The 21,884-nt window shown below is 58.2% G+C and carries 17 protein-coding genes; 5 read left to right on the plus strand and 12 right to left on the minus strand.

Annotated features, from left to right (window positions below; translation table 11 throughout):
- Positions 1-3: 3 nt before the first annotated feature.
- Entirely contained in the window at positions 4-1,428 is a 1,425-nt protein-coding gene (locus KX729_RS13085) for a M20 family metallopeptidase (protein ID WP_219742901.1), read from the minus strand.
- Between the two features lie 121 nt (positions 1,429-1,549).
- Between KX729_RS13085 and KX729_RS13090 the strand changes: the two genes are divergently transcribed.
- Positions 1,550-2,179, plus strand: a complete 630-nt coding sequence (locus KX729_RS13090; protein ID WP_219743129.1) for a GntR family transcriptional regulator — start codon at positions 1,550-1,552, stop codon at positions 2,177-2,179.
- Between the two features lie 83 nt (positions 2,180-2,262).
- Here the strand turns inward: KX729_RS13090 and KX729_RS13095 are convergent, their stop codons facing one another.
- Positions 2,263-3,174, minus strand: a complete 912-nt coding sequence (locus tag KX729_RS13095) for a polysaccharide lyase family 20 protein (protein WP_219743130.1) — start codon at positions 3,172-3,174, stop codon at positions 2,263-2,265.
- Positions 3,175-3,663: 489 nt separating this feature from the next.
- Here KX729_RS13095 and KX729_RS13100 point away from each other — a divergent pair, with 489 nt between their 5' ends.
- Positions 3,664-4,884, plus strand: a complete 1,221-nt coding sequence (locus tag KX729_RS13100) for a glycosyltransferase family protein (protein ID WP_219742902.1) — start codon at positions 3,664-3,666, stop codon at positions 4,882-4,884.
- Between the two features lie 118 nt (positions 4,885-5,002).
- Here KX729_RS13100 and KX729_RS13105 read toward each other — a convergent pair whose 3' ends face one another.
- The 6 genes from KX729_RS13105 to KX729_RS13130 all read right to left on the minus strand — a co-directional run bounded on the left by KX729_RS13105 (position 5,003) and on the right by KX729_RS13130 (position 13,434).
- A complete protein-coding gene (locus KX729_RS13105) occupies positions 5,003-6,145 on the minus strand; it encodes a glycosyltransferase family protein (protein ID WP_219742903.1) in 1,143 nt (380 codons plus the stop codon).
- Between the two features lie 23 nt (positions 6,146-6,168).
- Positions 6,169-7,398 (minus strand): glycosyltransferase, encoded by a 1,230-nt coding sequence (locus KX729_RS13110; protein ID WP_219742904.1) that lies wholly within the window; start codon positions 7,396-7,398, stop codon positions 6,169-6,171.
- A 111-nt stretch (positions 7,399-7,509) separates the two neighbouring features.
- Positions 7,510-8,688 carry an ABC transporter permease gene (locus KX729_RS13115; protein ID WP_219742905.1) on the minus strand — a complete coding sequence of 393 codons (1,179 nt, stop codon included), beginning with the start codon at positions 8,686-8,688 and terminating at the stop codon, positions 7,510-7,512.
- Positions 8,685-9,683, minus strand: a complete 999-nt coding sequence (locus KX729_RS13120; RefSeq protein WP_219742906.1) for an ABC transporter permease — start codon at positions 9,681-9,683, stop codon at positions 8,685-8,687. The genes KX729_RS13115 and KX729_RS13120 overlap by 4 nt, the downstream gene beginning before the upstream one ends.
- Positions 9,683-11,551, minus strand: a complete 1,869-nt coding sequence (locus tag KX729_RS13125; RefSeq protein ID WP_219742907.1) for an ABC transporter substrate-binding protein — start codon at positions 11,549-11,551, stop codon at positions 9,683-9,685. The genes KX729_RS13120 and KX729_RS13125 overlap by 1 nt, the downstream gene beginning before the upstream one ends.
- Positions 11,548-13,434, minus strand: a complete 1,887-nt coding sequence (locus KX729_RS13130) for an ABC transporter ATP-binding protein (RefSeq protein WP_219742908.1) — start codon at positions 13,432-13,434, stop codon at positions 11,548-11,550. The genes KX729_RS13125 and KX729_RS13130 overlap by 4 nt, the downstream gene beginning before the upstream one ends.
- Positions 13,435-13,656: 222 nt before the next feature.
- Here KX729_RS13130 and KX729_RS13135 point away from each other — a divergent pair, with 222 nt between their 5' ends.
- The gene (locus KX729_RS13135) at positions 13,657-14,625 is read left to right on the plus strand and encodes a glycosyltransferase family 32 protein (protein WP_219743131.1); all 969 of its coding nucleotides are present in this window, start codon (positions 13,657-13,659) and stop codon (positions 14,623-14,625) included.
- A 5-nt stretch (positions 14,626-14,630) separates the two neighbouring features.
- Here KX729_RS13135 and KX729_RS13140 read toward each other — a convergent pair whose 3' ends face one another.
- On the minus strand, positions 14,631-15,380 hold the full coding sequence (locus tag KX729_RS13140) for a polysaccharide deacetylase family protein (protein WP_219742909.1): 750 nt from the start codon (positions 15,378-15,380) through the stop codon (positions 14,631-14,633).
- The gene (locus KX729_RS13145) at positions 15,377-16,471 is read right to left on the minus strand and encodes a glycosyltransferase family 4 protein (RefSeq protein ID WP_219742910.1); all 1,095 of its coding nucleotides are present in this window, start codon (positions 16,469-16,471) and stop codon (positions 15,377-15,379) included. The genes KX729_RS13140 and KX729_RS13145 overlap by 4 nt, the downstream gene beginning before the upstream one ends.
- Before the next feature lie 164 nt (positions 16,472-16,635).
- On the opposite strand from KX729_RS13145, the gene KX729_RS13150 reads away from it, so the two are divergent.
- A complete protein-coding gene (locus KX729_RS13150; protein ID WP_219742911.1) occupies positions 16,636-17,976 on the plus strand; it encodes a nucleotide sugar dehydrogenase in 1,341 nt (446 codons plus the stop codon).
- Positions 17,977-17,996: 20 nt separating this feature from the next.
- Entirely contained in the window at positions 17,997-18,479 is a 483-nt protein-coding gene (locus tag KX729_RS13155) for a class I SAM-dependent methyltransferase (protein WP_219742912.1), read from the plus strand.
- Between the two features lie 114 nt (positions 18,480-18,593).
- Here KX729_RS13155 and KX729_RS13160 read toward each other — a convergent pair whose 3' ends face one another.
- Both KX729_RS13160 and KX729_RS13165 read right to left on the minus strand, forming a co-directional pair.
- Positions 18,594-19,064, minus strand: coding sequence for a cyclic nucleotide-binding domain-containing protein (locus tag KX729_RS13160; RefSeq protein WP_219743132.1), 471 nt, complete (start codon positions 19,062-19,064; stop codon positions 18,594-18,596).
- Between the two features lie 31 nt (positions 19,065-19,095).
- On the minus strand, positions 19,096-21,816 hold the full coding sequence (locus KX729_RS13165) for an ABC transporter transmembrane domain-containing protein (protein ID WP_219742913.1): 2,721 nt from the start codon (positions 21,814-21,816) through the stop codon (positions 19,096-19,098).
- Positions 21,817-21,884: the final 68 nt, after the last annotated feature.

The following is a 21,884-nucleotide window of genomic DNA, read 5'->3' on the forward strand; positions in this document are numbered from 1 at the left end:
ATCTCAGGCATTTTTACGCTCCGGAAGATCAGGCTGCACATCATCAGGGATCGGGTTGATGAAGGGCGTGCCTTCCAGCCGCGCCGCAAAATCGGCCTTGGCGTCGGCAATCAGCTCCGGCTTCATCAGAAGATCGACCGCGGTCGATGCCATCACCTTGGCCGCATGCGTCATACCCTTGTGGGCGGCGGGCAGCTTGCCCTGCGCGACGAGCTGCCAGGAATGGCCGGGCGTGCCGACCGCATAGGTCGCGCCGCGCATCTGGACCGTCGGGACGACCCAGCTCACCGAACCGACATCCGTGGAGCCCACCAGCGTGCCGTCACCGCTTTCCGGCGGGAAGATGACGTCGCAAAGCGGCACGTCCTTACGCTGCTTCAAGCCGAAGCGAGTGAAGGAGGTGGCGATATCGGCAGGGATGAAAGTCTTCTGGAATTCGGCAGCCTTCGCACGGTCCGCATCGTCGAAGGGCGGCAGGCCGATCCGTTCGATATTGGTGTGCATCAGCTCCTCCAGCGGCGTATTGCCGACGAGGTTGGCATCGCCGCTGATCACGTCGTAACGCATCGTCGTGCCGGTCATCAGGGCCGCACCTGCGGCGACGTCCTTCACGCGGTCCACCAATTCCAGAAGCTCGGGCAGGGTGCGGGAGCGCACGAGGTAACGGACGGTGGCTTTGGCCTGCACCACATTCGGCGCATGGCCACCGGTGTCGGTGATCGCGTAGTGGATGCGCGCCGAAGACGGCATGTGCTCGCGCAGATAGTTGACGCCGACATTCATCAGCTCGACGGCATCGAGCGCGCTGCGTCCGAGATGCGGGGAGGCGGCGGCATGCGAGGCGCGGCCGGAGAAGTGGAAGTTCAGCTCGTTGCAGGCAAGCGAGATCGGGTTGTTAACGCCGACAAACGGCGCCGGGTGCCAGGAAATGGCGATATCGACGTCGTCGAACACGCCGGCACGGACCATGAAACCCTTGGAGGAGCCGCCTTCTTCCGCCGGGCAGCCGTAATAGCGCACCCGACCAGGCAGGTTATTGGCAGCGAGGTAATCCTTGACGGCGGCGGCGGCCAGCATGGCGCCGGAACCAAGGAGGTTATGGCCACAACCATGGCCGTGACCGCCTTCGACGACCGGCTTTTCTTCCGCAAGGCCAGCGACCTGGCTTAATCCTGGTAGCGCATCGTATTCGCCGAGGATGGCAATCACCGGACCGCCTTCGCCGGCTTCCCCCATGACAGCCGTCGGAATGTCCGCGACATTGCGGGTGACGCGAAAACCTTCGGCCTCCAGCAGTTCCGTATGCGCCGCCGAGGACCGATATTCCTCGTAATTGGTCTCCGGAACCTCCCAGACGTAATCGCTGAGCTCCGCATATCGCGGTGCCTTATTATCAACGATCTCCCAAACGCCGTCGGAATTTTTCATTTTCTGCCTGCACATTCCATCCAAAATTGGTACCAATCTAGGAGAAGATTCTTCTTTCGGCAACTGGAAAATCTGGCTAGTGAATAGGCAATTCGCCTTCCGGCCGGTGAAAGTCAAACAGATGAATACCCAGCTCGACGATACCGCACCAGATGGCGAACCCGATGCGACGCAGCTCATCCTGACGGATATCCAGTCTGGATTATTTCCCCAAGGCGCGTGGCTGAAGCAGATCGATCTCGAGACCCGCTACGGCCGCGGTCGCAACGAAATCCGCCGTGCGCTCGACCGGCTGGCGCAGAAGCGCATCGTCGAGCACGTGCCCAATCGCGGCTACCACGTCTACAAGGCGGACGGGAAACAGGCGGACGACATTGCGGAAATCCGCATCATGCTGGAAACCGGCATCATCCCGAAAGTCGTGGAAATGGCGACGGCGGACGATATCCGCAATCTGCGGGCTCTCGCCAACCGGTTCGAAAGCCTGATCCTGCATGGGACGATGCTAGAGCTCTACGAAGCCAACCTGAACTTCCACGGAGCCCTGGTCCAGCTTTCCGGCAATGGCGAGTTAAACAGCGTGATCGCTGAACTCAGGCAACGTACGTCGTCGGCGCCGGTCTCCCAGTGGAGGACACGGGCGCGGATAGAGAAATCCTCGCAGGAGCATCACCAGATGGTGGATCTTCTGGAGGCCGGAAAAGCAGACAAGCTCAAGGCTCTCATCGAAACTCATATTCGGCAGGGATGATGGACTGCGAGGATGAGCCGGAGCTCATGGGCTTTTTGGCTGGATCAATGCAGCGACCAAAAGCAAGCAGATACTAAAGGCGCTTAAGGAGTGGATTGTGCCACGCCATGCGCCGCCACGAGCCGGCAGGCCTCCTTATCTTTCAATACGTCTTCACAGACGGGTGAACGGACAAAATCGTCGTAATACAAGGTCCATTTGTCGGGCGCGCCGTCCCGATAGGGCCCGAACTTAAAATACTGGTTCTTGCCCAGACCAAAATCCGCGTGGCCGATCGTACCCCTGACGGTCACGATCCATTTTCCATTGGCGAAAACCTCGATATGGCCCGAACCGTCTGGACCTGGCTTGGAAAGCACAGCAAAGTCGATCCAGCCTGAAGCGACTTCAGGAAGCGGATTGCCATGGTCCGTCACGATGACCTTGTCGGTGCAACTCGTATAACGTTCTTCGTCAGCGGGCATCCAGCCGACAGGTTTCACCACAAGCGCGCGCATCTGGTTCGTATCCTGCCGTAGCCAGACCGGCGTCGTTCCCACCGGGCAAACGCCCGCCACAGGTTGAGCGTCGCTCGGTTCATGATAGTTGGTCTCGACCGTGACAAATAGTTTGCCGCCGCTATAACGAAATCCGAGATAGGGGCTGAAATCGCCCTGTGCGTAAGGGCCAATCTCCCGTTTCCATTGAGCGATAAGGTAACGATGGTTGTCAACGGGAATGGGCTCGCCAAACTTGACTGCAAAGCCGTACCAGACCGGAACATCATAGGGCACCAACAGCTTGGTTTTTTCCCAGATTTCGGCGCGTTCGCTGCATGCGCCATCGAGTGGCTTGCAGAGAGACTTGACCGACAGTTCCAGAGCACCGGCACCCGTTCGTTTTACGGCGTTTTGAAACCTGTAGGTGCCGGCCGACTGTTCGCGATTCTCGCGATAATAGAGGCCGCCAGCTGAAGAAAAGTCGGCACCATCGAATCCGTCATGCAGCTTTGACATATCAGCCGTATGCGCTGTACTGTAGGCAGCACATAGAAAGAATGCTGTGCTAAGCCAGCTGCGGAATACGTATATGCCAGACACGACAATTCCCGTTTTATGATGAGGCTTCGGGGACATATACACCACCTCATGCTTCAAAAAATCAAACATAGTTGACTGGAATGAAAACGCCATTTCGATATTCATGGATGGCTCGTATGAACCGTTGTGCAAGTAAAACCTGCCAAAAATCTTTGGAAACCGCCTTGCCAAGAAACAGATACGCAAGCTTGCCAGCTTCAGCGCTTCTTCAGCAACAGAATCCTTCATATCGAATGGATGATTGCATCGTGATCCGCTCTGTTGCAATGCGGAATCGATCAGCTATGAACTCTTCCTTCAACAACTTCAGAAAACCCGCCTGAGAATGCGGCGCGTTCCATCTAGCCAGTCTTGTCGGTTGGAAGGATGTCGTCGATTGCTATTAAAGCCCGGAGAATGATGAGTATGTCGCAGCGGCTCGAAGACGCTAAGATCCTCATGTACAGCCACGATACGTTCGGTCTCGGCCATCTGCGCCGCTGCCGGACGATCGCACATGCATTGGTCGACAGTTATCCGGGCATGAATGTCTTGATCATGTCAGGCGCGACGATTGCCGGTGCATTCGACTATCATCCGGGCGTCGACTTCGTGAAGATTCCAAGCGTCATCAAGCTCCGTGATGGCGAATACATGTCGATGAACCAGCATGTCGATTTCCAAGATACGCTGAAGATGCGTCAGTCGATCATCCGGCATACGGCGGAAACATTCGAGCCGGACATCTTCATCGTCGACAAAGAGCCGATGGGCCTGCGCCGCGAGGTGGAGGATACGCTCGTCTATCTGAAGACGCGTGGCACCCGGCTTGTGCTTGGCCTGCGCGACGTCATGGATGCACCACATCTTCTGAAACCCGAATGGGAGCGCCACGACGTCGTTCGCAAGATAGATCAGCTCTATGACGACGTCTGGATCTACGGTCCGCCGGATTTCTACGATCCGCTCGCCGGCCTTGATGTTCCTGCGACCGTGCGGGCCAAGATGAACTTCGTAGGATTCCTGCAGAGGCAGGCTTCCACCGAGCCGCGCCCCGACGTGCGGGACAGGGACGATTATATTCTCGTCACGACAGGTGGCGGCGGTGATGGAAACGACCTCATCCGCGATATCATCAATGCCTATCGGAGCGATCCGACATTGACCCAACGCGCGTTGGTCGTGCTTGGACCTTACATGCCGGTTGAGCAGAGGCAGCAGCTGACACAGGCGGGTGAGGAAATCCCGTGGCTGGAGATCATCGAATTCGACAACCGTATGGAAGATCTGATTGCCGGAGCGAAAGCGGTCGTCGCCATGGGGGGCTACAATACCTATTGCGAAATCCTGTCTTTCGACAAGCCGGCGCTGATCATTCCGCGGACACAGCCGCGCGAGGAGCAGCTGATCCGCGCCATGCGGGCGAGCGAGCTTGGTCTGGTGGACATGTTACATCCGGATGAGTCCGTAAATGGCCACTGTCTGGCCCAGGCGCTGAAGAAACTTCTCGATCGCGATCCGCCATCGGTTACCGCACCGCATATGCAGCTCGATGGTCTTTCGAATATCTGTGAGATCGTGAGCACGAGCCTGAGCCGGAACCGCGGCGATCACCTTTCGGTCATCCGGGGCGGCCTGTCATCCTGATATGTGAGGCCGCAGCTTTATAGCAGTTCCGCTTTTCTTCGAATCGCGATCGGCTCTAGGTCTTTGTTTCTACGCAATTCCGGACGCAAAACCGCTTCGCACTTTTGCTGGAATTGCTTTAGCGGCGGTCTTCCAGAAGCTGTCGCAGGATAACGGCAGTCTGTTTCGCGCCATCTACGCGCATCGGAACGTGCGAGGCAGATTCCAGGGCCAGCGCTTCTCTGATCCCCGCCGCAAGGTTTTCGGCAGATAGGCCTTTCTCCTCGACGGAAACCGCAAGCTTCAGCGCGGTCAGCTTCTCCGCACGCGTTGTCTGCTCGGTTTCACCGGAGGCGGCAAAGGGGATCAGGACGGCGCGGCAGCGCGCCTGGAGAATGTCGCAGACTGTGTTGTACCCGGCCTGAGAAATAGACACTTTCGCGCCGGCCAGAAGGCTCGGAAAATCCTTGCGGAAGCGCACGATTTCGATCTCGGGCGAGGCCATGGCGCTCAGCCGCGAAAGTTCGGCCGGATCGAGATTGGGGCCAGTGATGATGCACCAGCGACCGAGCGGCGGCAGGATTGTATGGGCGCCGATGGCGGCCTCGATCAAGGCGCCGCCGACCGCGCCGCCGCCGGCCGAAACGATCACGTCGAATTCCGCTTCGCTTTCGGTTTTCGTAGGAGCCGGCGGAGCGACAAGGCCCGTGTAGACGACCTTTTCGGCAATCTCGGAAGCGAGCGGGAACGTCTCTTCCAGCCGGATGAAATTACGGTCGCCATGGACCAGCACCCGGTCGAAATGCGCCTTGACCATATCGACGGTTTCCTCGTCGCGGCCGGCCTTGCGGTTCTGCTGCAGGATATCGCGCACCGAGCTTAGAACGAGTGGCCGCGGCTCGCTTTTTTCGATTTCAGTAAGCAGCGGCAGAAGTTCGAAACGGACCTGTCGCCGCCCGAAGGGAAAAGCCTCGATGATGACGAAATCCGGTTTCTGAGCATGGTAGGCGGAAAGAAGCTGGTCTCGTCGGCTGGCCTCCATCTCCTTCGTGACAGGATTCCCGTCCGCATCCTTCAATTTGGTGAACCCATCTCCTGACGTGACAGCCGGCTGCAGCTGGATATGGTCGATGCCGGCTGCCGGAAATCCGTCGAGCGGCAGGCCGCCGGTCACCATGGTAACCGAAAAGCCGTCCTCCACGAGTGCAGCGGCCACCCGGCTGGCGCGGGCAAGATGTCCAATCCCGAGAAGATGCTGAACGTAGAAAAAGACCTTCGGCATGATAATCACGTTTCCAAAAGAATTCACGCGCTCAACAATCCGGCCAGTTGGCTTATGCTCTGGTGATGGTCGAATTCGCTGCGGACCTTGGCTTCCGCCGCCGCACCGATCTCCTGTCGTTGCGCCGGATTGCGGATTGCAGCTTCCAGGGCGCCGGCCAGTGCGGTCGGGTTTTCCGGTTCGACGATGTAGCCGTTCTTGCCATCGGTAAACATTTCTGGAATACCGGAAATCGCCGTCGAGACGCAGGCAAGCGATTGGCTTGCGGCTTCGACCAGCACATTCGGCAGGCCGTCGCGGTCGCCGTCGTCGCTGATGCGGCAAGCCAAGGCGAAGAGATCGGCGGTGCGATAATGTCGGAGGACTTCCTGCTGAGCGAGGGCGCCATTCCAGCGGATGCGATCGGCAATGCCAAGCTTGTCGGCCAGTGCCTTCAATTTCGGTAGTTCTTCTCCGCCTCCGATATGCTCCATCCGCCAGTGCAGGTCTGCGGGCAGCAGCGCTAGCGCTTTCAGCAGGATATCGAAACCCTTCTTGTCGACAGCGCGGCCGACGCTGAGAACCGTGACCGGATCGGAAGCATTGCTTCCGTCGCGCATCGGACGTCCGTCCTTGAAGCTTGGAAAGCGGTCGAGATCCAGTCCGTGATAGCTGAGATGCACGTTGTCGCGGCCGCCGGAAAGATTGCGCAAATGCTCGAAACCCGAGCGCGTGCAGGTGACTGTCCAGTTCGTCTCCGCAAGCTTGTCGCTCAGCTCCCAGTCGGCCGTCGTCCAGATGTCCTTTGCATGCGCCGAAACGCTCCAGGGCATGCCGAGCATTTTGCTTGCGTAACGCCCCACGGCGGCAGGCGTATGGATGAAATGCACATGCAGCCAGTCGGCCTGATCCGGCCATTCGGCGGCGAGCACTGCCGCCTGGCCGAAACGGCGAACGCGGTTGCGAGTAAAATCCCGCGGCAGATCGCGCAGGAAGTCCCTGAATGCTGGGAAGAAGCCGGGTTTTCCCGCAGCCTTCACAAGCGACTTCAGGACACGCAACGGTTCTTCGTGCAGATATTCCGGCAGATAATGGACCGGAGCCTGGATCTCATCGTGGATCGGGTGCCGCTTCTTGTCGGTCGGGCGCCGCATCGACATCAGCACCAGTTCAAAACCGGCACGCTCGAGGCCCAGAAGCTCCTGCGCGATGAATGTTTCGGAAAGCCGAGGATATCCCTTCAGCAGGACCACAAGTTTTCGTTGCTTCTGCACTCTGAAAGGTTCCGGAAATGCCTGAATGATGGATCGTGAACCTGCTATTGCCGCAACAGGATTGCGGCATCAGTATCGCCGGAGCCGGTGGTTTGCAAGTTCACCACCCGGTCAGCGATAGGGGTCCGCCGCATCACGCAACCCGTCTCCCAGGAAATTGAACGCCAGGATGACGATGACGACCGGAACGACGGGAAACAGCAGCCAGGGATAAAGTGCCAGCACATTGACGGTTCGCGCCTCGGTCAGAAGCACGCCCCAGCTGGTGATCGGCGGGCGCAGGCCGAGCCCGAGGAAGCTCAAGGTCGTTTCGCCAAGGATCATGCCGGGAATGGTCAGCGTCGCGCTGGCGATCAGATGTGACATGAAGCCTGGAACCAGGTGGCGGCCGATGATGCGCCAGTGTCCGGCCCCCATCAGCTGCGCAGCCAGAACATAATCCTCCTCGCGCAGAGCAAGCAGTTTCGATCGCACCGCGCGCGCAAGTCCCGTCCAGTCGAGCAGGCCGAGAATAAACGTGATGCCGAGATAGACGAGGAACGGGTTCCAGTCGGCCGGCATGATCGCCGCAAGCGCCAGCCAGAGCGGGATACTAGGGATGGATTGCAGCACCTCGATGATGCGCTGCACGATAAGATCGACGGTTCCGCCGTAATATCCTGCAAGCCCGCCGATGACGATGCCGAGCACGAAACTGGTTGTGATGCCGAGAAGGCCGATCGTCAAAGAGATCCGAGCGCCATAGATGATGCGCGAGAAAACGTCCCGGCCCAACCGATCCGTTCCTAGCAGGAAGACATTGCCGTTTTCCGCCGGGCACATCAGATGCACATTGCTATCGACCATGCCGAGCCATGCATAGTCGTCGCCGCGGCAGAAGAAACGCAGCGGCTGCACGTTGTTCGTGTCGGGCGTATAGACTCGGCGCAGGGTCTTCATGTCGAGGTTCATCTGGTTGCCGTAAACGAACGGCCCGACGAACTTCCAGTTTTCATCGAACAAACGCACGCGTTGCGGCGGTGCGTAGATATTGTCCATGTTGCGCGTGTGGAGATTGTAGGGCGCCAGGAACTCGACGAAAATGATCGACACATAGGCGATCAAAAGGATGATGGCCGACACTACTGCAAGCCGATGGCGCTTGAAGCGCCAGAACATCAGCTCGAACTGGGAGGACCGCTTGAAAACCTTCTTCTTTTCCCGCGCCGGCTCGTCCGCATAAGGGTCGAAAGGCGCCGTAGAAACATAATGCGGCAGGGGAGCGCCATCCGGCGGCAGCGATGTCGTCATTTCGTTTTCCCGCCCTGAAGACGAATGCGTGGGTCGAACAGCGCCAATGCGATATCGGAAACCAGCACACCGATGACCGTGAGGAATGCGAGGAACATCAGAAACGAACCGGCCAAATACATGTCCTGGCTCTGCAGGGCCTTGATCAGCAGGGGTCCCGTCGTTTCCAGCGACAGCACGACCGCGGTGATTTCGGCGCCCGATATGATCGTCGGCAAGATCGAACCGATGTCGGAGATGAAAAAGTTCAGCGACATCCGGAGCGGATATTTGACCAGGACCTTGAATGGATGAAGGCCTTTGGCGCGCGCAGTCGTGACATATTGCTTGCGCAACTCGTCGAGAAGATTGGCGCGCAGGCGCCTTACCATGCCAGCGGTTCCCGCCGTGCCGATGATCAGCACGGGGATCCACAAGTGCTCGAGAATGGACGAAAATTTCGCCCAGCTCATCGGTTTGCTGAGATATTCAGGGTCCATCAGGTGTCCGATGGACGTGCCGAACCAGATATTGGCGAAATACATCAGGATCAGCGCCAACACGAAATTGGGGATGGCAAGGCCGATCAACCCGACCAAGGTGAGACCGTAATCGCCCCAGCTATACTGGTGAGTGGCCGAATAGATACCGATCGGGAAGGCGATCAACCAGGTGACCGCAATCGTCACCGTCGACACCAGGATCGTCAGCCACAGCCGGTCGCCGACAACGTCGCTGACCGGCATGCGGTATTCGAAGGAATAACCGAAATCGCCGACCAGCATGCCCGTCACCCAGCGCAGGTAACGGATTGGTTCCGGCTGGTCGAAACCGTAACGGGCTCGCAGTTCGTCGATCTCGGACATGTCGGCCTTTTCGCCGATCGCCCGCATTTCTGCGACATAGCTCTCGAAATAATCGCCTGGCGGCAGCTCGATGATGGTGAAGACCAGCATGGAAATAAGGATCAGCGTCGGGATCATGACGGCGATCCGCCACACGATATAGCGGATCATCAGCTGTTCTCCTGCAGCCAGAACGTATCCGGCATATAGACGCCAAGATAGGAAGTCGGGTCGAAACCGAAGAGGCCGTCAGCAGGCAGGTTGCGCAGTTTGGAACTATAGACCAGCGGCACCTTGGCGGCGTTGACGATGCCGATCGTAAAGACTTGATCGGTAAAGGTTTTCAGCATCTGGTGCCATATGATTTCGCGTTCGGCGGTCGTCATCGCCTTGCGCCATGCACGCATCAAATCCAGCAGATCCACCGCCTCCTTGAGGTCCGGTGGATGGCCGTCGGTTCCCGCCGAGAGGTAATGCAGCCCCCAGACCGGCCAATGCAACTGGTCGTCCGAAGTCGGCGCCAGTTCGCGCGGCGACATGTCGGCGGTCGGAATGCCGTTATCCAGCCCCTGGAAAACCGACATGATGGTTTCGCCGCCGACGATGCGCTTGCGGAAGATTTCGCGCTGCGAGGTGCGGGTGAAAAGCTTGATGCCGATCTGCCGCCAGTGGTCGGCGACGAGTTCCAGCACGTCCGTTTCGAACGTGTTTTCGCCGGCGGAATCGACGACGATCGTCGCCGGCCGACCGTCGGGCAGGAGCCGTATTCCCTTGGGGCTTTCGCGCTTCAGTCCGAGCTCATCAAGAAGCCGGTTCGCCTGCGCCACGTCATGAAATGCCCAGGCGCGGGCATATTCCGTCCTGAACAGCGCGCTTTCCGCGAGGATCGAGTTGGCGCTTTCTCGGGCAAGGCCATAGAATACGGCCTTGTTGATCTCGGTGCGATCGAGCGCCAGCGACAACGCACGCCGCATCCTGACATCCCGCAGGAGAGACCGCCACACCTCGTCATTACAGTTCAGGTTCGGGAATAGCGCAATGCGCGCGCCCTGGGTTCGCCTCCAGAGGCTGACCTTGATCGGCAGTCGGTCTTCGGCGCTTTTCAGGAACGTATAGTCGGAAAAGTCGATGTTGGAGATCTGCAGGTCACTGTCCCCGGAACCAGCCTTGGCCGCGATGATATCGCCTGAGCTGTTGTTCAGCAGAATCTCATCGATATAGGGAAGCTGCGTTCCAGCCTCGTCCACACGATGGAAATAGGGGTTACGCTTGAAGATGAATTGCGCGGCCGGGGGCTCGGTCGTGTTCATCCAGGGATCGTGGGTCGGAAGATCAGGGTTTTCCGGTCGCGATGTACGCGACATCTTCTGCTGCAGGTCCGTCCATTTCTCGGCGCGGTATTTCTTGCAGAGTTTGGCGAGCGTTTCCGCCTCCTGGTACTTCTTGTGGAACTGCTTGAGATAGGCGGCAGGCATGGCCAGCCTTAACGGCACTGGCGCCGCAAGCTGGGCAAGAAAATCCGGATTGGGCGCCTGCCAGGTGTAGCGGACCGTATATTTATCGAGGATCTCGAATTTCGGCTCCTGATGGTCCACCCGGAGCTCAACCGGTATGCCGCCTTTGTAGAGCTCTTTGTTCTTGTAGACGTCTTCCCACCAGTAACGAAAATCCTCGGTGGTGAACTCGCTGCCGTCCGACCACCGATGCCCCTTGCGGATACGGAAGGTGAAGATGCGGTCCTCGAGCACGTCGTAGCTTTCAAGGATATCGGCCTGGAACTTAAGGTCAGTATCATAACCGACAAGCCGGGCATAGCCGATGATCGGCATGAAGCGGATGTCGCGCTGTCCGCCAATCAGCATGCGGATCGAGCCGCCGCGCTTGCCCGGAACGCGTTCCATGCCTGCAAGGTTGACGATCCTTGCGGCAGACGGCGGAGGGCCGGCGGGAGGTTTGCTGACAGCGTCCTCGGCCCAGGCAAAACGTGCCGGCAGCGTCGTGGAAGCCATAAAGGCAAGCAAGGTGCGCCGGCGGATCATGACCGCAACTCCCTTACATCAACATTGCGCCGTGCAAGAACGAGATGACCGTTTCCAAGGTCGGCATGCGCCAGCGCATCTTCGTGTTCATCCTGCAGAAACTGCCGGCCCCAGCCCCCAAAGCCGCTTTTGTTTCCGAGCGTCGTAAAATCGAGCGGCCTGTCCAGATCAGGCACCGGAATGGCGGCGATCAACTTGCGCGTATAAGGGTGGATCGGATCGCGCAGGATGATCTCGCAAGGCCCGATTTCCACGATGCGTCCAGCATACATCACCGCGACCCGGTCTGCCATATAGTTCACCACCGCCAGATTGTGCGAGATGAACAGGTAGGTAAGGCCGAGGTCCTTCTTCAAATCCTTCATGAGATTGAGAATCTGGGCCTGAACCGAAACATCGAGCGCCGAAACCGGTTCGTCGCAGATCATAAGCTCCGGGCCAAGCGCCAGGGCGCGGGCAATGCCGATACGCTGGCGCTGGCCGCCGGAAAAGCTGTGCGGGTAACGGCTGAGCGCGCTTTCATCAAGACCCATGGTGCGCACGAGGCGCCGTACCGCATCCAGCCGGTCACGGCGGTTGCCACGGTCGTGAATTTCCAGCCCTTCGCTGATAATCCCGCGCACGGTCATGCGAGGCGACAGCGAAGAGATCGGGTCCTGAAAGACCATCTGGATCTTCTGGCGCAGCAGCTCCAGATCGTCACCTCTGGCGTTCAGGACATCGATATCCCGGCCATGATCGTTGAACAGGACCGCGCCGCCGTCGGCGGAGACGCCGCGCATAAGGATCTTGCTGAGCGTGGTCTTGCCGCAGCCGCTCTCCCCAACCAGTCCCAGGCTCTCGCCGCGGCGAATGTCGAAGCTGACATCATTGACGGCTAGCGTTCGATCCTTGTCGCCTCCGAAAAAGCTCGCCTTCTTGGTGGTGAAGGATTTGCTGACGTTACGGACAGACAAAATGACGTCGGAACCCTGGGGAATGTTGCCTTTTTTGCTGCGACCCATCAGTTCCGAACTGTCGACGGCGATTTCACGCAGCGGCTTCAACCGCTCGCCGGGCGGCATGTCGAAATGGGGCACAGCCGCCATCAGGCCTTTCGGATAGGGATGAACCGGGCGCCGGAAAATATCGTCGACTGTTCCCGATTCCATGATCTCGCCGCGATAGGCGACAACTACCTCGTCGGCGAGATTAGTGACGATGCCAAGATCATGGGTGATCAGTAGCATTGCCATATGGAAACGATCCTGAAGATCGCGCAGGAGCTTCAATATCTGCGCCTGGATCGTCACGTCGAGGGCGGTCGTCGGTTCGTCGGCGATCAGCAAGGCAGGTCGACAGATCAGCGCGCTGGCAATCATGGCGCGCTGGCGCATACCGCCGGACAGCTCGAAAGGATACATGCGGCGGACTTTCGCCGGATCCTTGAACCCGACAAGCGACAACATGTCGTCGATCCGCTCGATCTGCTCCTTTACGGGAGACGCGTCGTGAATCTTGAGGGCTTCTTCAATTTGATTGCCGATCGTGTGGAGCGGCGAAAACGAGGTCATCGGCTCCTGAAAGATCATGCCGATGCGGTTGCCGCGAATATGCCGGATTTGGCGGCCGTCACGTGGCAACTGCAACAGATCGACAGGTTCGTTGCCGAGAGCAGGATCGTTGAAGAGAACGCGACCGGTAATCGAGGCGATCGGGCTTTCAATGCCCATGATCGTGCGGCCGATGACCGATTTCCCCGATCCGGATTCACCTACGAGTGCGGTGACCTTGCCGGGACGGATGCGCATGCTGAGGTTCTGGACGGCATCGATCCGATCCTTGAAAACCGGAAAGCTGACGCTCAGGTTCTCTATTCTCAAGAGATCGGGCTTCTCCGTCATGTCCCGTGCTCCGGAGAAAGACCGGCATCGTTTTTCAGGATCGCAGGATCGATCTGCACATGGCTCACTTTTCGGCCGTCTGGAGTGTCGGACAAAGGCGATATTCTCAACATGGCTTCACGAGGGACGAGGTCACAGGACCGTTGACGAGGGTGCTGCACCATCGTAGCCCGTAAACGAAGCCAGCGTCCATGCATAATGTCGGGTTTGTCGGGATTCTTCATGAAAACCAGAGAATTTTATAAAGACCAACTTCGTCAGGCAGAAGCCTTGATTGCGGAAAACCGTTTTGCCGAGGCTCATGCAATTCTGGATCGTCTCATCGCGGACGCGGACAACCTTGCCGGGGTTCTGGGTAGCGTTACGTCGCTGGGGCTGCCGCGCCGGCTGCAGTCGTCTCTTCTGAAACTCGCGAAAAGGGAATCCGATCCGGTCCGGCGCGTCGGCTATCAATATCATCTCGTCCCGCCGCCGGAGATCGTCAGCCGGCATGTGGTCTATGGCGCCGAGGCGCGGCGGGCAATGGCCCGGTGCTCGACGGAAGCCGTGCCGCGAACAATCCATCAGATATGGATCGGGACAAAGCCCGTGCCGGTCACCGTCGAAGCCTGGCAGTTACATGCGCAGACCCACGGTTATGATCACAGGCTGTGGCGTGAGGCGGATTTGGAACGCCTGGGCATCTACGACAACGAAGCTTTCAGGGAAATGCTTGAAGCTGGCGACTATCCGGGCGCGGTCGACGTCGCCCGGTATGTGATCCTGGCCCATGAAGGAGGCATCTATCTGGATTGCGACTGGTATCCCGCCCGCCATGCTGTCAGCTTCCACGACATTTTGCCGATGACCGGCTTGCATGCGTTCGCTGAGCCCATTCCACGCAACACGGCGACGGGCAGCCTGCTGCTCGCCAATTCCTTTATCGCAACACCTCCCGGCCATCCGGTCTTCAAAGTGATGCTCGCTGCGTTGCCCGGTCTTCAGGCGGAATTGCCTGGGGCTCCCGCCTGGTGGGTTACCGGCCCGCTTCTCTTCACGGTCGCGGCCAGAGCTGCATCGCTCTGCCTTGCGCCAGCGGATTTCGTTGCCGCGAATGCTGCGCCCGGCATGACCCTGAACGAGGTGAGGGCGCTCGCAGCGAAGGCGGAGGAAAATGCCGGTGGACTGCTTATTGCCTGGAAACCGTGGTGATGGCCTTAAGCCCCGGCTGCCGACAGTATATCCTCGCTCCGCATCCAGCGGCAGGCGGGATGGCCTGTAGTATGCGCGAATAGTCGCTCGAGAAAGTCCCATGCGGCTGCATCGTGATCCTGATGATGGGTCAGGATGCCGATCGTGTCGAGCGGATTGTCTGTCAGCTGTCCGATGCGTCGGGTTACCTCGGCAGCCAACACATCGGCGTCTCGTCCGCCGCGGTTACCTTTCCAATCAATGACATCGACATGTGTGTTGAGTAGCGCGATCGACGTGTCACGTTTCTCAGGCCCGAAAACCGACAGGCCACGAAAACCGGCAGGACCAAGGAACGGAGCCAGCGCCGCGTCGATGCGGTTCCATGGCGGCACGAGCATTGCAACGCTGCGAGGACCGAACAGCGCACTAATGCGCTCCAGCCCTGCCTCGATTTTCTGCATTACCTTGTCCTGTCCGCGATGCAGGCCGAGTTCCTGTTTTTTCGCGCCCAGCGGCGCGTAATTCTTGTGGTTCCATCCGTGAACCGCGACGCTCACATGAGCGGCCACGGCGATCCGATCCGCAAGAGCTATCGTCGCATCGGCAGGAATGGACGCAAGTGTCAAAGGCACGCCGGCTTGGGCTGTCAACGTCAGCAGCTTTTCAAGCAATTCCGTCGGCTGGATCGCATCATCGTCGCGAAGCCAGAAGTCAAAGCGCTTGCCGTCGTCTGCGGCGCGGTTCAGCGTATCGATCAGCAGACTGAAGCTCATCGACGTTCTCCCAGATAACGTGCCAATATCTCGTCCAGACGTGACGCTGCCTTTTCGATGGATCTTTCGACGCCGGCGAATTCCCGTGCTTCCGTGGCCATCTGCATTCGCGCCGGTTCCGAGAGCAGTAATCGCTCGATTGCCGCCGCATAGGCGGCTGTATCGCCGGCCGGTGTCAGGATGCCGGTTCGGGAGTCGATTACGACCTCGGGCACGCCGGCTATCTCTTCCGCGACGACGGGCAGGCCGGACGCCTGGGCCTCAAGATAGGCAAGGCCATATGCTTCGCCATGACCCGGCCAGACATAGATCGAAGCGGTGGAGAGAATGGCGGCAATCTCGTCCGTGTTCTTCAGGCCATGCCAGCAGATGCGATCCGGCGGAAACCGGCTGAACATCGCCTCGACTTCGGGGCGCGCTGGCCCATCGCCGACAATGTCGAGCGTCCAGTCGTGATGGATCAGCAGGCCGAGAGCCTCTGCAAGCGCCTGGTAGCTGCTCAGCTTATCACCCGGGCGCATCATTGCGACGGTCACGAGGCTGCGCTCTCTCGGAGTTGGATGGTTGCTGAGGAAAGCCGTGGGATCGATAAATGCGGGCAGCCGCTCAAAGCGGGCGAGTGGTGCCGCAGCTCGCAAACCCCGCTCGTCGCGCCCGGTAAAGCAGAGATTGACCGCTGCGATATTTACGGCGTCGAGTGTTCTGGCCTGAATGCCTTCCCACAGCCCCTTGTTGCGGCGGTGCGAATAGGATGCTTCCGCTGTGATGTAGGGCAGGCCGAAATCCCGACATAGACTCGGCCCGACAAGATCAGGCGCCTTGTAATAGGGGTGATAGCAAAACCACGCATCCGGTGGCCCATTCTCGCGCCAGAGTTCGGAAAGGCGCGTCACTTCCTTTTCGGCCTGGGTCTGCCGCGCCTCCATCGCCGTCTTGTCCTGATCTGAGAGAAAGGACCGGAATTCTGAAGCGACATCGACCTCGTGGCCGGATAATTCGAGGCAACGGATCAGCAGCCGTGCCATGAGACGGTCGCCCGAAGGAACCGGATGGCCTGGCGGTTTTAAGGGTGAATAGAACGCGATTTTCATAATGGGGACGATGACGCTTGCGTGATCACGCTCTTGTATTTGCTGGTATAACACCGACCTGATGCCGGCTGGCCGGATAGACCGGCCTAGTGTCACACTTGACACATCAAACCTTGTCACTCAACTGTCGATCGCCTTCATAGCCGTTGTGGAACCAGTCCCGAATGCCCGATACCCCCGTCTCCTCCAAACTCCTTGCATCCATCGAGGCCAAAACGGCGAAAGCCGCTGTCATCGGGCTCGGCTATGTCGGGTTGCCGCTCGCCATGGCTTTTGCACGAGCGGGATACAGTGTCATGGGCTTCGACATCGACCCCAGGAAGATTACGGCGATCGAGGAAGATCGCAGCTATATCGAGGCGGTTCCCGACAAGGTGCTGGCGGACGAGCGAGCGGCTGGACGCTTTGCAGCGACCTGCGATTTCGGCCGGCTCGGGGAATACGACATCGTCGCCATCTGCGTGCCGACCCCGCTGACCGCCAACCGCGATCCCGACCTGTCTTTCGTCGAAAAGACGGCGCGTTCAATCGCTGCCACGTTGCGTGCAGGCCAGCTTGTCGTTCTGGAATCGACCACCTATCCCGGCACGACCGATCAGATCGTCAAGCCGATCCTCGAGGCGACCGGTCTGAAGAGCGGCATAGATTTCTTCCTTGGTTATTCGCCGGAACGTGAAGATCCCGGCAATCGCAGCTTCGAGACGATCACTATTCCGAAGGTCGTCGCCGGTGATGGCGAGGCGGCTGGCCGGCTGATGACGGCCTTTTACGGTGCGATCATCAATTCCGTCGTGCCTGTCTCCAGCAACGCCACTGCCGAAGCGGTGAAGTTGACCGAGAACATCTTCCGCGCCGTAAATATCGCACTCGTCAATGAATTGAAGCTCGTCTACGACGCCATGGGCATCGACGTCTGGGAAGTTATCGACGCTGCTAAGACCAAGCCGTTCGGTTTCATGCCTTTCTACCCGGGGCCTGGGCTCGGTGGGCACTGCATTCCGATCGATCCCTTTTATCTCACTTGGAAATCGCGTGAATTCGACCAGCCGACGCGGTTCATCGAGCTTGCCGGCGAGATCAATACGGCAATGCCGCGCCACGTGGTGAGCCGGCTTGCCGAAGCCCTGGATATCCGCGCGGGCAAGGCGCTTAGCCGCTCGAACGTGCTGGTCGTTGGACTTGCTTATAAGAAGAACGTTCCGGATATCCGGGAAAGCCCTTCGCTTCGCCTGATGGAGCTTATCGAAGCGCGCGGCGGCAAGGTCAGCTATTTCGATCCCTTTGTCGACGAAATCCCGCCGACGAGGGAATATGCGGAATTTCGCGGACGCAAGTCTGTTACCTGGACCGAGGAGGCGATTCGCGGCTTCGATGCGGTGCTGATCGCCACCGACCACGACAATGTCGACTATGATTCGCTGGCGAAGTGGTCTTCCATGATCGTCGATACCCGCAATATCTTTGCGCGCCGTGGCATCGTCTCTGATGCTGTCGTCAAAGCCTGATCAAACGTAAGGACAACAGAATGAGCCGTTTGGACTCCTTCATCGCGCGTATGAGCGCGCAACGCGATATCCTGAACCACATTCATCAGAATGGCCTGCTTATCGAGGAAGGGGCGGTTCTCGAAATCGGTCTCGGCAACGGTCGCACCTACAGCCATTTGCGGCAGTTGTTTCCAGAGCGCCGCATCGTCGTCTTCGATCGGCAGATGGGAGCACATCGCACGCTGCTACCGGAACCGGAAGATTTCATCATGGGAGAAATCAGCGAGACTGCACGGCAATTCGCCGGCTCCAATGCGGCGCTGGTCCATGCCGATATCGGCACAGGCTATCCGGACAAGGACGCCATGGTTATGGAGTGGCTGCCTGATGTTGTCGCCTCGGCTTTGGCCAAGAACGGAATAGCCGTCAGCGGACTGCGACTGGATCATCCGTCATTGATCCAGCTTACCGATCTGCCGAGCACAAAGCTGGGCAGCTATCAGTTCTATCGCCGGTCTTAAGCGGAATATCGCAAACGTTTAGAATGGGTTAACATTAGTTGTACGCAAACGATAGTTACCCGGCAATCACCTCCAGTATCGGGTAAGTGATTTGCCGGTTACCTATCGAAGCAGCTAGTTTACCATCGTCGACAAGGGCTGGTAAGCCTTGACACTGTCTAGCTCGTTGGTCGTGTTGCGAAGGCGTTCTGCCAGCATACGGGTCATACGAAGCGTCATGTCGGGGCTGTCGTGGATAAGCCGCGAGAAGCTGTCCTTGTTGATCCGAAGAGCATCAACATGCGTGACCGCCTTGACGGTGTTGGTGCGCTCGCCATCGCAAAGAAGCGAAACCTCGCCGATGACCGACATTATTCCGTTTTCACGGATTTTCGTCTGGCCGGCCGAAGTTTCAAGGATCGTCTCTACGGTACCGTTCAGGATAACGTAGGCCGAGTCACCTCTTTCGCCCTGCTTGAACAGCTTCTGGCCTGGCTCATAGCTCACCCGTTCCGACGCGAACGCCAAAAGTTTGAGCTTGCAGCCGTCCATATCCGCAAAGTACGGCAATTTCTTCAGCAATTGGACTTCATCACATAGCAACATCGTCGCCACCTACGAATGCTTCTGCTGGCCTTCAGGCAACCAGTGTACTAAAAATGCCACTTTCTTCCCGAAGGGTCTCATACAGACCATCCTCCACAATTTCGCCTTTGTCAAACATAACCACACGTCCAAACAAACGAGATAGGGATATGTTCGACAAAACCCAAACGACGGTCGGATTATTGTCCTGCTGACGCAGATAGGTCAGCACGTCTGTCACGATCTCTTCCTGCAGCCGACGCTCCAGGCCCGGCAACGCCTTATTGAAGATGTAGAAGTTCGAACGCCGGATGATGGCGCGTGCCAGATTGAGCTTTTGCCTCTGGATCAGGGTCAGCCGCCGGCCTCCGGCGCCGATGTCGAAATCCAGGCCGACCCGCAAAAGCTGGTGATAAAAGCCTCGCTCTCGGGAAATTCGCCCCGCTATCTCTCTGATTTCCGTGGGCGCTTCGGCATTTCGGTGGGCGATCTTGCCGAACAGGATGTTCTCCCGCAGCGTCGCGAAGGACATGTACTTGCCCTGGTCGTAGCGTTCGATCATGGCCTGCAGATGCGGAGGCAATTGTTCATAAAAGCCCTGACGGTCTTCGACGATCGCGTCCTGCAGGTCCTTCTGCAGCACGCCGAGGCGATATCGAGGTTCAATATATCCGAGTGTCAGGCGGATCATCGAACGCTGCTCGGGTTCCGACAGCGCGTGAGACAGCTTGGTGCCGAGTTTCTTTAAAATCTGTTGATATTCGATGACGGCATCCGCGGTCAGGAAGGGAACCTGATTGAAGAACGGGTGGTCGGGCGGCAGGCCGGCGAAGATTTCGACGATATGGCGGGCGATATCCAGCCCGGTATTCACGAAGGGGCGCAATAGACCAACGTTTTGCAAAGCCTTGTAGAAATCGTCGCTGTCGAGAAGCTCGTTCATTCTGTCGAGGGGCTGCAGCGTCTTGCCGAACAGCAGGTTTTCTCCGATCGTCGCCTCGGCATTATAGACGTCCGGCTCGAACGGCACGAAAAGCGAGGTTCGGCCGAGGCGCTTGACCTCTTCGTGAAGAGCGTGACGCATCGCCACGACATCTTCTGCGAGCTTCGGATTGCCCGAGGCGTCGACGGACGAATGAAGCGCAAATTCCAATATGTCTTCGGTCAGTTGCACGGTATTGAGGGCGGCCAGCAGGGATGACTTAATATCGCTTTCACCATGATTGGGGCTCGATATCATACGGTCATCGACCCAGTTGGCGCGAACGTCATAGTCGGGGTTCGACGCCAGCTTGGCTTCCCGCACTTCCCAACGGCGCTGTGTCGCATCAGAACCCGCATATTTGGCCGATATGACGGGTGCGTGTTTGAGTCCGTAAAGGAGGTTGTCCTTCAAGCTGCCATGAAAGAAGTAGCTGTCGGATGATACATAGGACAGATAGCGTCCGGAAATGGACTCGGGCAGTTCCAGAATATCCTCGTCGCCGAGCTGCACCTTGCCGCCCACAGGCCAGACTTGCCGTCCGAACGTTTCCGCAAGGGCTTCTGCTCCGCGACCGATATTGTCCACCATTGCCACGGTCTCTCCCAAGCCCAGCCTGATGGATGTTCCTGTGAGGACCTTTGCGCCGCTCTCATCATCGACGGACAGATTGACAGCCGATAAATGCGGTCCGTCATAGGACTGGACACCGACGGCAATGGCCTGCGTTGTCTCGGAACTTAGATCCTCTACTTCGAAATAATCGCGCACCTGCTCGTATTTGACCTGCACATCTTGGCGTGCCTGATCCCAATCGATCAGCTCCTTGAGGGGGCCAGGAAGATCCTTATAGGCGTTGATAACCGCGACGAGCTGACCAACGTCGAGCGAACCGCGAAGGGTCAGATAGCCGCCGACCAGATAAAATAGGAATGGGGTCACCTGTGCGAGGAAGTTGTTCAGGAATTTGACCAGGAACTTCCACTGGTAGATATCGTAACGAATCTTGAAAATGGTTCCGAGCCGGTGAGCGATATCCGCTCTTTCGTAGTTGGACGTATCGTAGGCATGGACAGTACCAATGCCATCGACCACTTCGCCGACCTTGCCTGCAAGATGTCGCGCGGTGATCTGACGCTGGCGGCCAAGCTCGATCAGCCGGCGGCGCATTCTGGGGATGACGATGACCTGCACTAGAACCATCCCAAATGCGATCATTCCCAACCAGAAATTCTGCACAAGGATGAAGATCATGGCGGCTGCTGCCTGGCCGCCCAGCATGGCTGGCTGAACGAAGGCATCGCCCGTAAAGCCACCAAACGGCTCGACCTCGTCCTTGATCATGCTGGCAACTTCGGCGCCATGCACGCTTTTCATGCGCCGCGGCGGAAAGCGAAGAACGCGGTCAAAAAGTTCGAAACGGATACGGCGCAACAGCCGCTCGCCAAGTCGGCCTTTGTACGTGTTGATATAGAACTTGAAGCCGTTGTTGATGATGACGAGAAATAGAAAGACGCCACTCAGTGCCACAAGCGTTTGCATGCGCTCCAAACTGAGCCCGTCAAACGAATAGATATGCCCGATCCAAGGAAGATCGATGCTGAATTCCATAAACGGCTGGGCGGAAGTCGCATCCTCGAAGCCGCCGCCCTGAATGGGGCCGTTGATGATCTGCTTCGGCAGATCGAGCGAGAGGAAATAAGGGACCATCGAGCCCAGAACGATAAGCAGCACCCAGATTTGCTGGGGCCGGGTATGGTTCCAGATATAGCGAAGAAGGTTCCGTTCCATTCAATTCACGTTCGTCTTGAGACCGTTGTCGCTCTCTGGGTATTCGTTGATGGCCTCATATAGGAGGC

Origin of the sequence: Neorhizobium populisoli, from assembly GCF_019430945.1 — a bacterium.
In the GTDB taxonomy this organism is placed as follows: domain Bacteria; phylum Pseudomonadota; class Alphaproteobacteria; order Rhizobiales; family Rhizobiaceae; genus Neorhizobium; species Neorhizobium populisoli.

Bases quoted from the DNA above. Each gene is read 5' to 3' on its own strand.
- KX729_RS13145 (WP_219742910.1), bottom strand. From the start codon at position 16,471: ATGAAAATCGCGTTCTATTCACCCTTAAAACCGCCAGGCCATCCGGTT.
- KX729_RS13155 (WP_219742912.1), top strand. From the start codon at position 17,997: ATGAGCCGTTTGGACTCCTTCATCGCGCGTATGAGCGCGCAACGCGAT.
- KX729_RS13115 (WP_219742905.1), bottom strand. From the start codon at position 8,688: ATGACGACATCGCTGCCGCCGGATGGCGCTCCCCTGCCGCATTATGTT.
- KX729_RS13125 (WP_219742907.1), bottom strand. From the start codon at position 11,551: ATGATCCGCCGGCGCACCTTGCTTGCCTTTATGGCTTCCACGACGCTG.
- KX729_RS13090 (WP_219743129.1), top strand. From the start codon at position 1,550: ATGAATACCCAGCTCGACGATACCGCACCAGATGGCGAACCCGATGCG.
- KX729_RS13095 (WP_219743130.1), bottom strand. From the start codon at position 3,174: ATGTCAAAGCTGCATGACGGATTCGATGGTGCCGACTTTTCTTCAGCT.
- KX729_RS13140 (WP_219742909.1), bottom strand. From the start codon at position 15,380: ATGAGCTTCAGTCTGCTGATCGATACGCTGAACCGCGCCGCAGACGAC.
- KX729_RS13120 (WP_219742906.1), bottom strand. From the start codon at position 9,683: ATGATCCGCTATATCGTGTGGCGGATCGCCGTCATGATCCCGACGCTG.
- KX729_RS13165 (WP_219742913.1), bottom strand. From the start codon at position 21,816: ATGGAACGGAACCTTCTTCGCTATATCTGGAACCATACCCGGCCCCAG.
- KX729_RS13100 (WP_219742902.1), top strand. From the start codon at position 3,664: ATGTCGCAGCGGCTCGAAGACGCTAAGATCCTCATGTACAGCCACGAT.
- KX729_RS13160 (WP_219743132.1), bottom strand. From the start codon at position 19,064: ATGTTGCTATGTGATGAAGTCCAATTGCTGAAGAAATTGCCGTACTTT.
- KX729_RS13135 (WP_219743131.1), top strand. From the start codon at position 13,657: ATGAAAACCAGAGAATTTTATAAAGACCAACTTCGTCAGGCAGAAGCC.
- KX729_RS13150 (WP_219742911.1), top strand. From the start codon at position 16,636: ATGCCCGATACCCCCGTCTCCTCCAAACTCCTTGCATCCATCGAGGCC.
- KX729_RS13085 (WP_219742901.1), bottom strand. From the start codon at position 1,428: ATGAAAAATTCCGACGGCGTTTGGGAGATCGTTGATAATAAGGCACCG.
- KX729_RS13130 (WP_219742908.1), bottom strand. From the start codon at position 13,434: ATGACGGAGAAGCCCGATCTCTTGAGAATAGAGAACCTGAGCGTCAGC.
- KX729_RS13105 (WP_219742903.1), bottom strand. From the start codon at position 6,145: ATGCCGAAGGTCTTTTTCTACGTTCAGCATCTTCTCGGGATTGGACAT.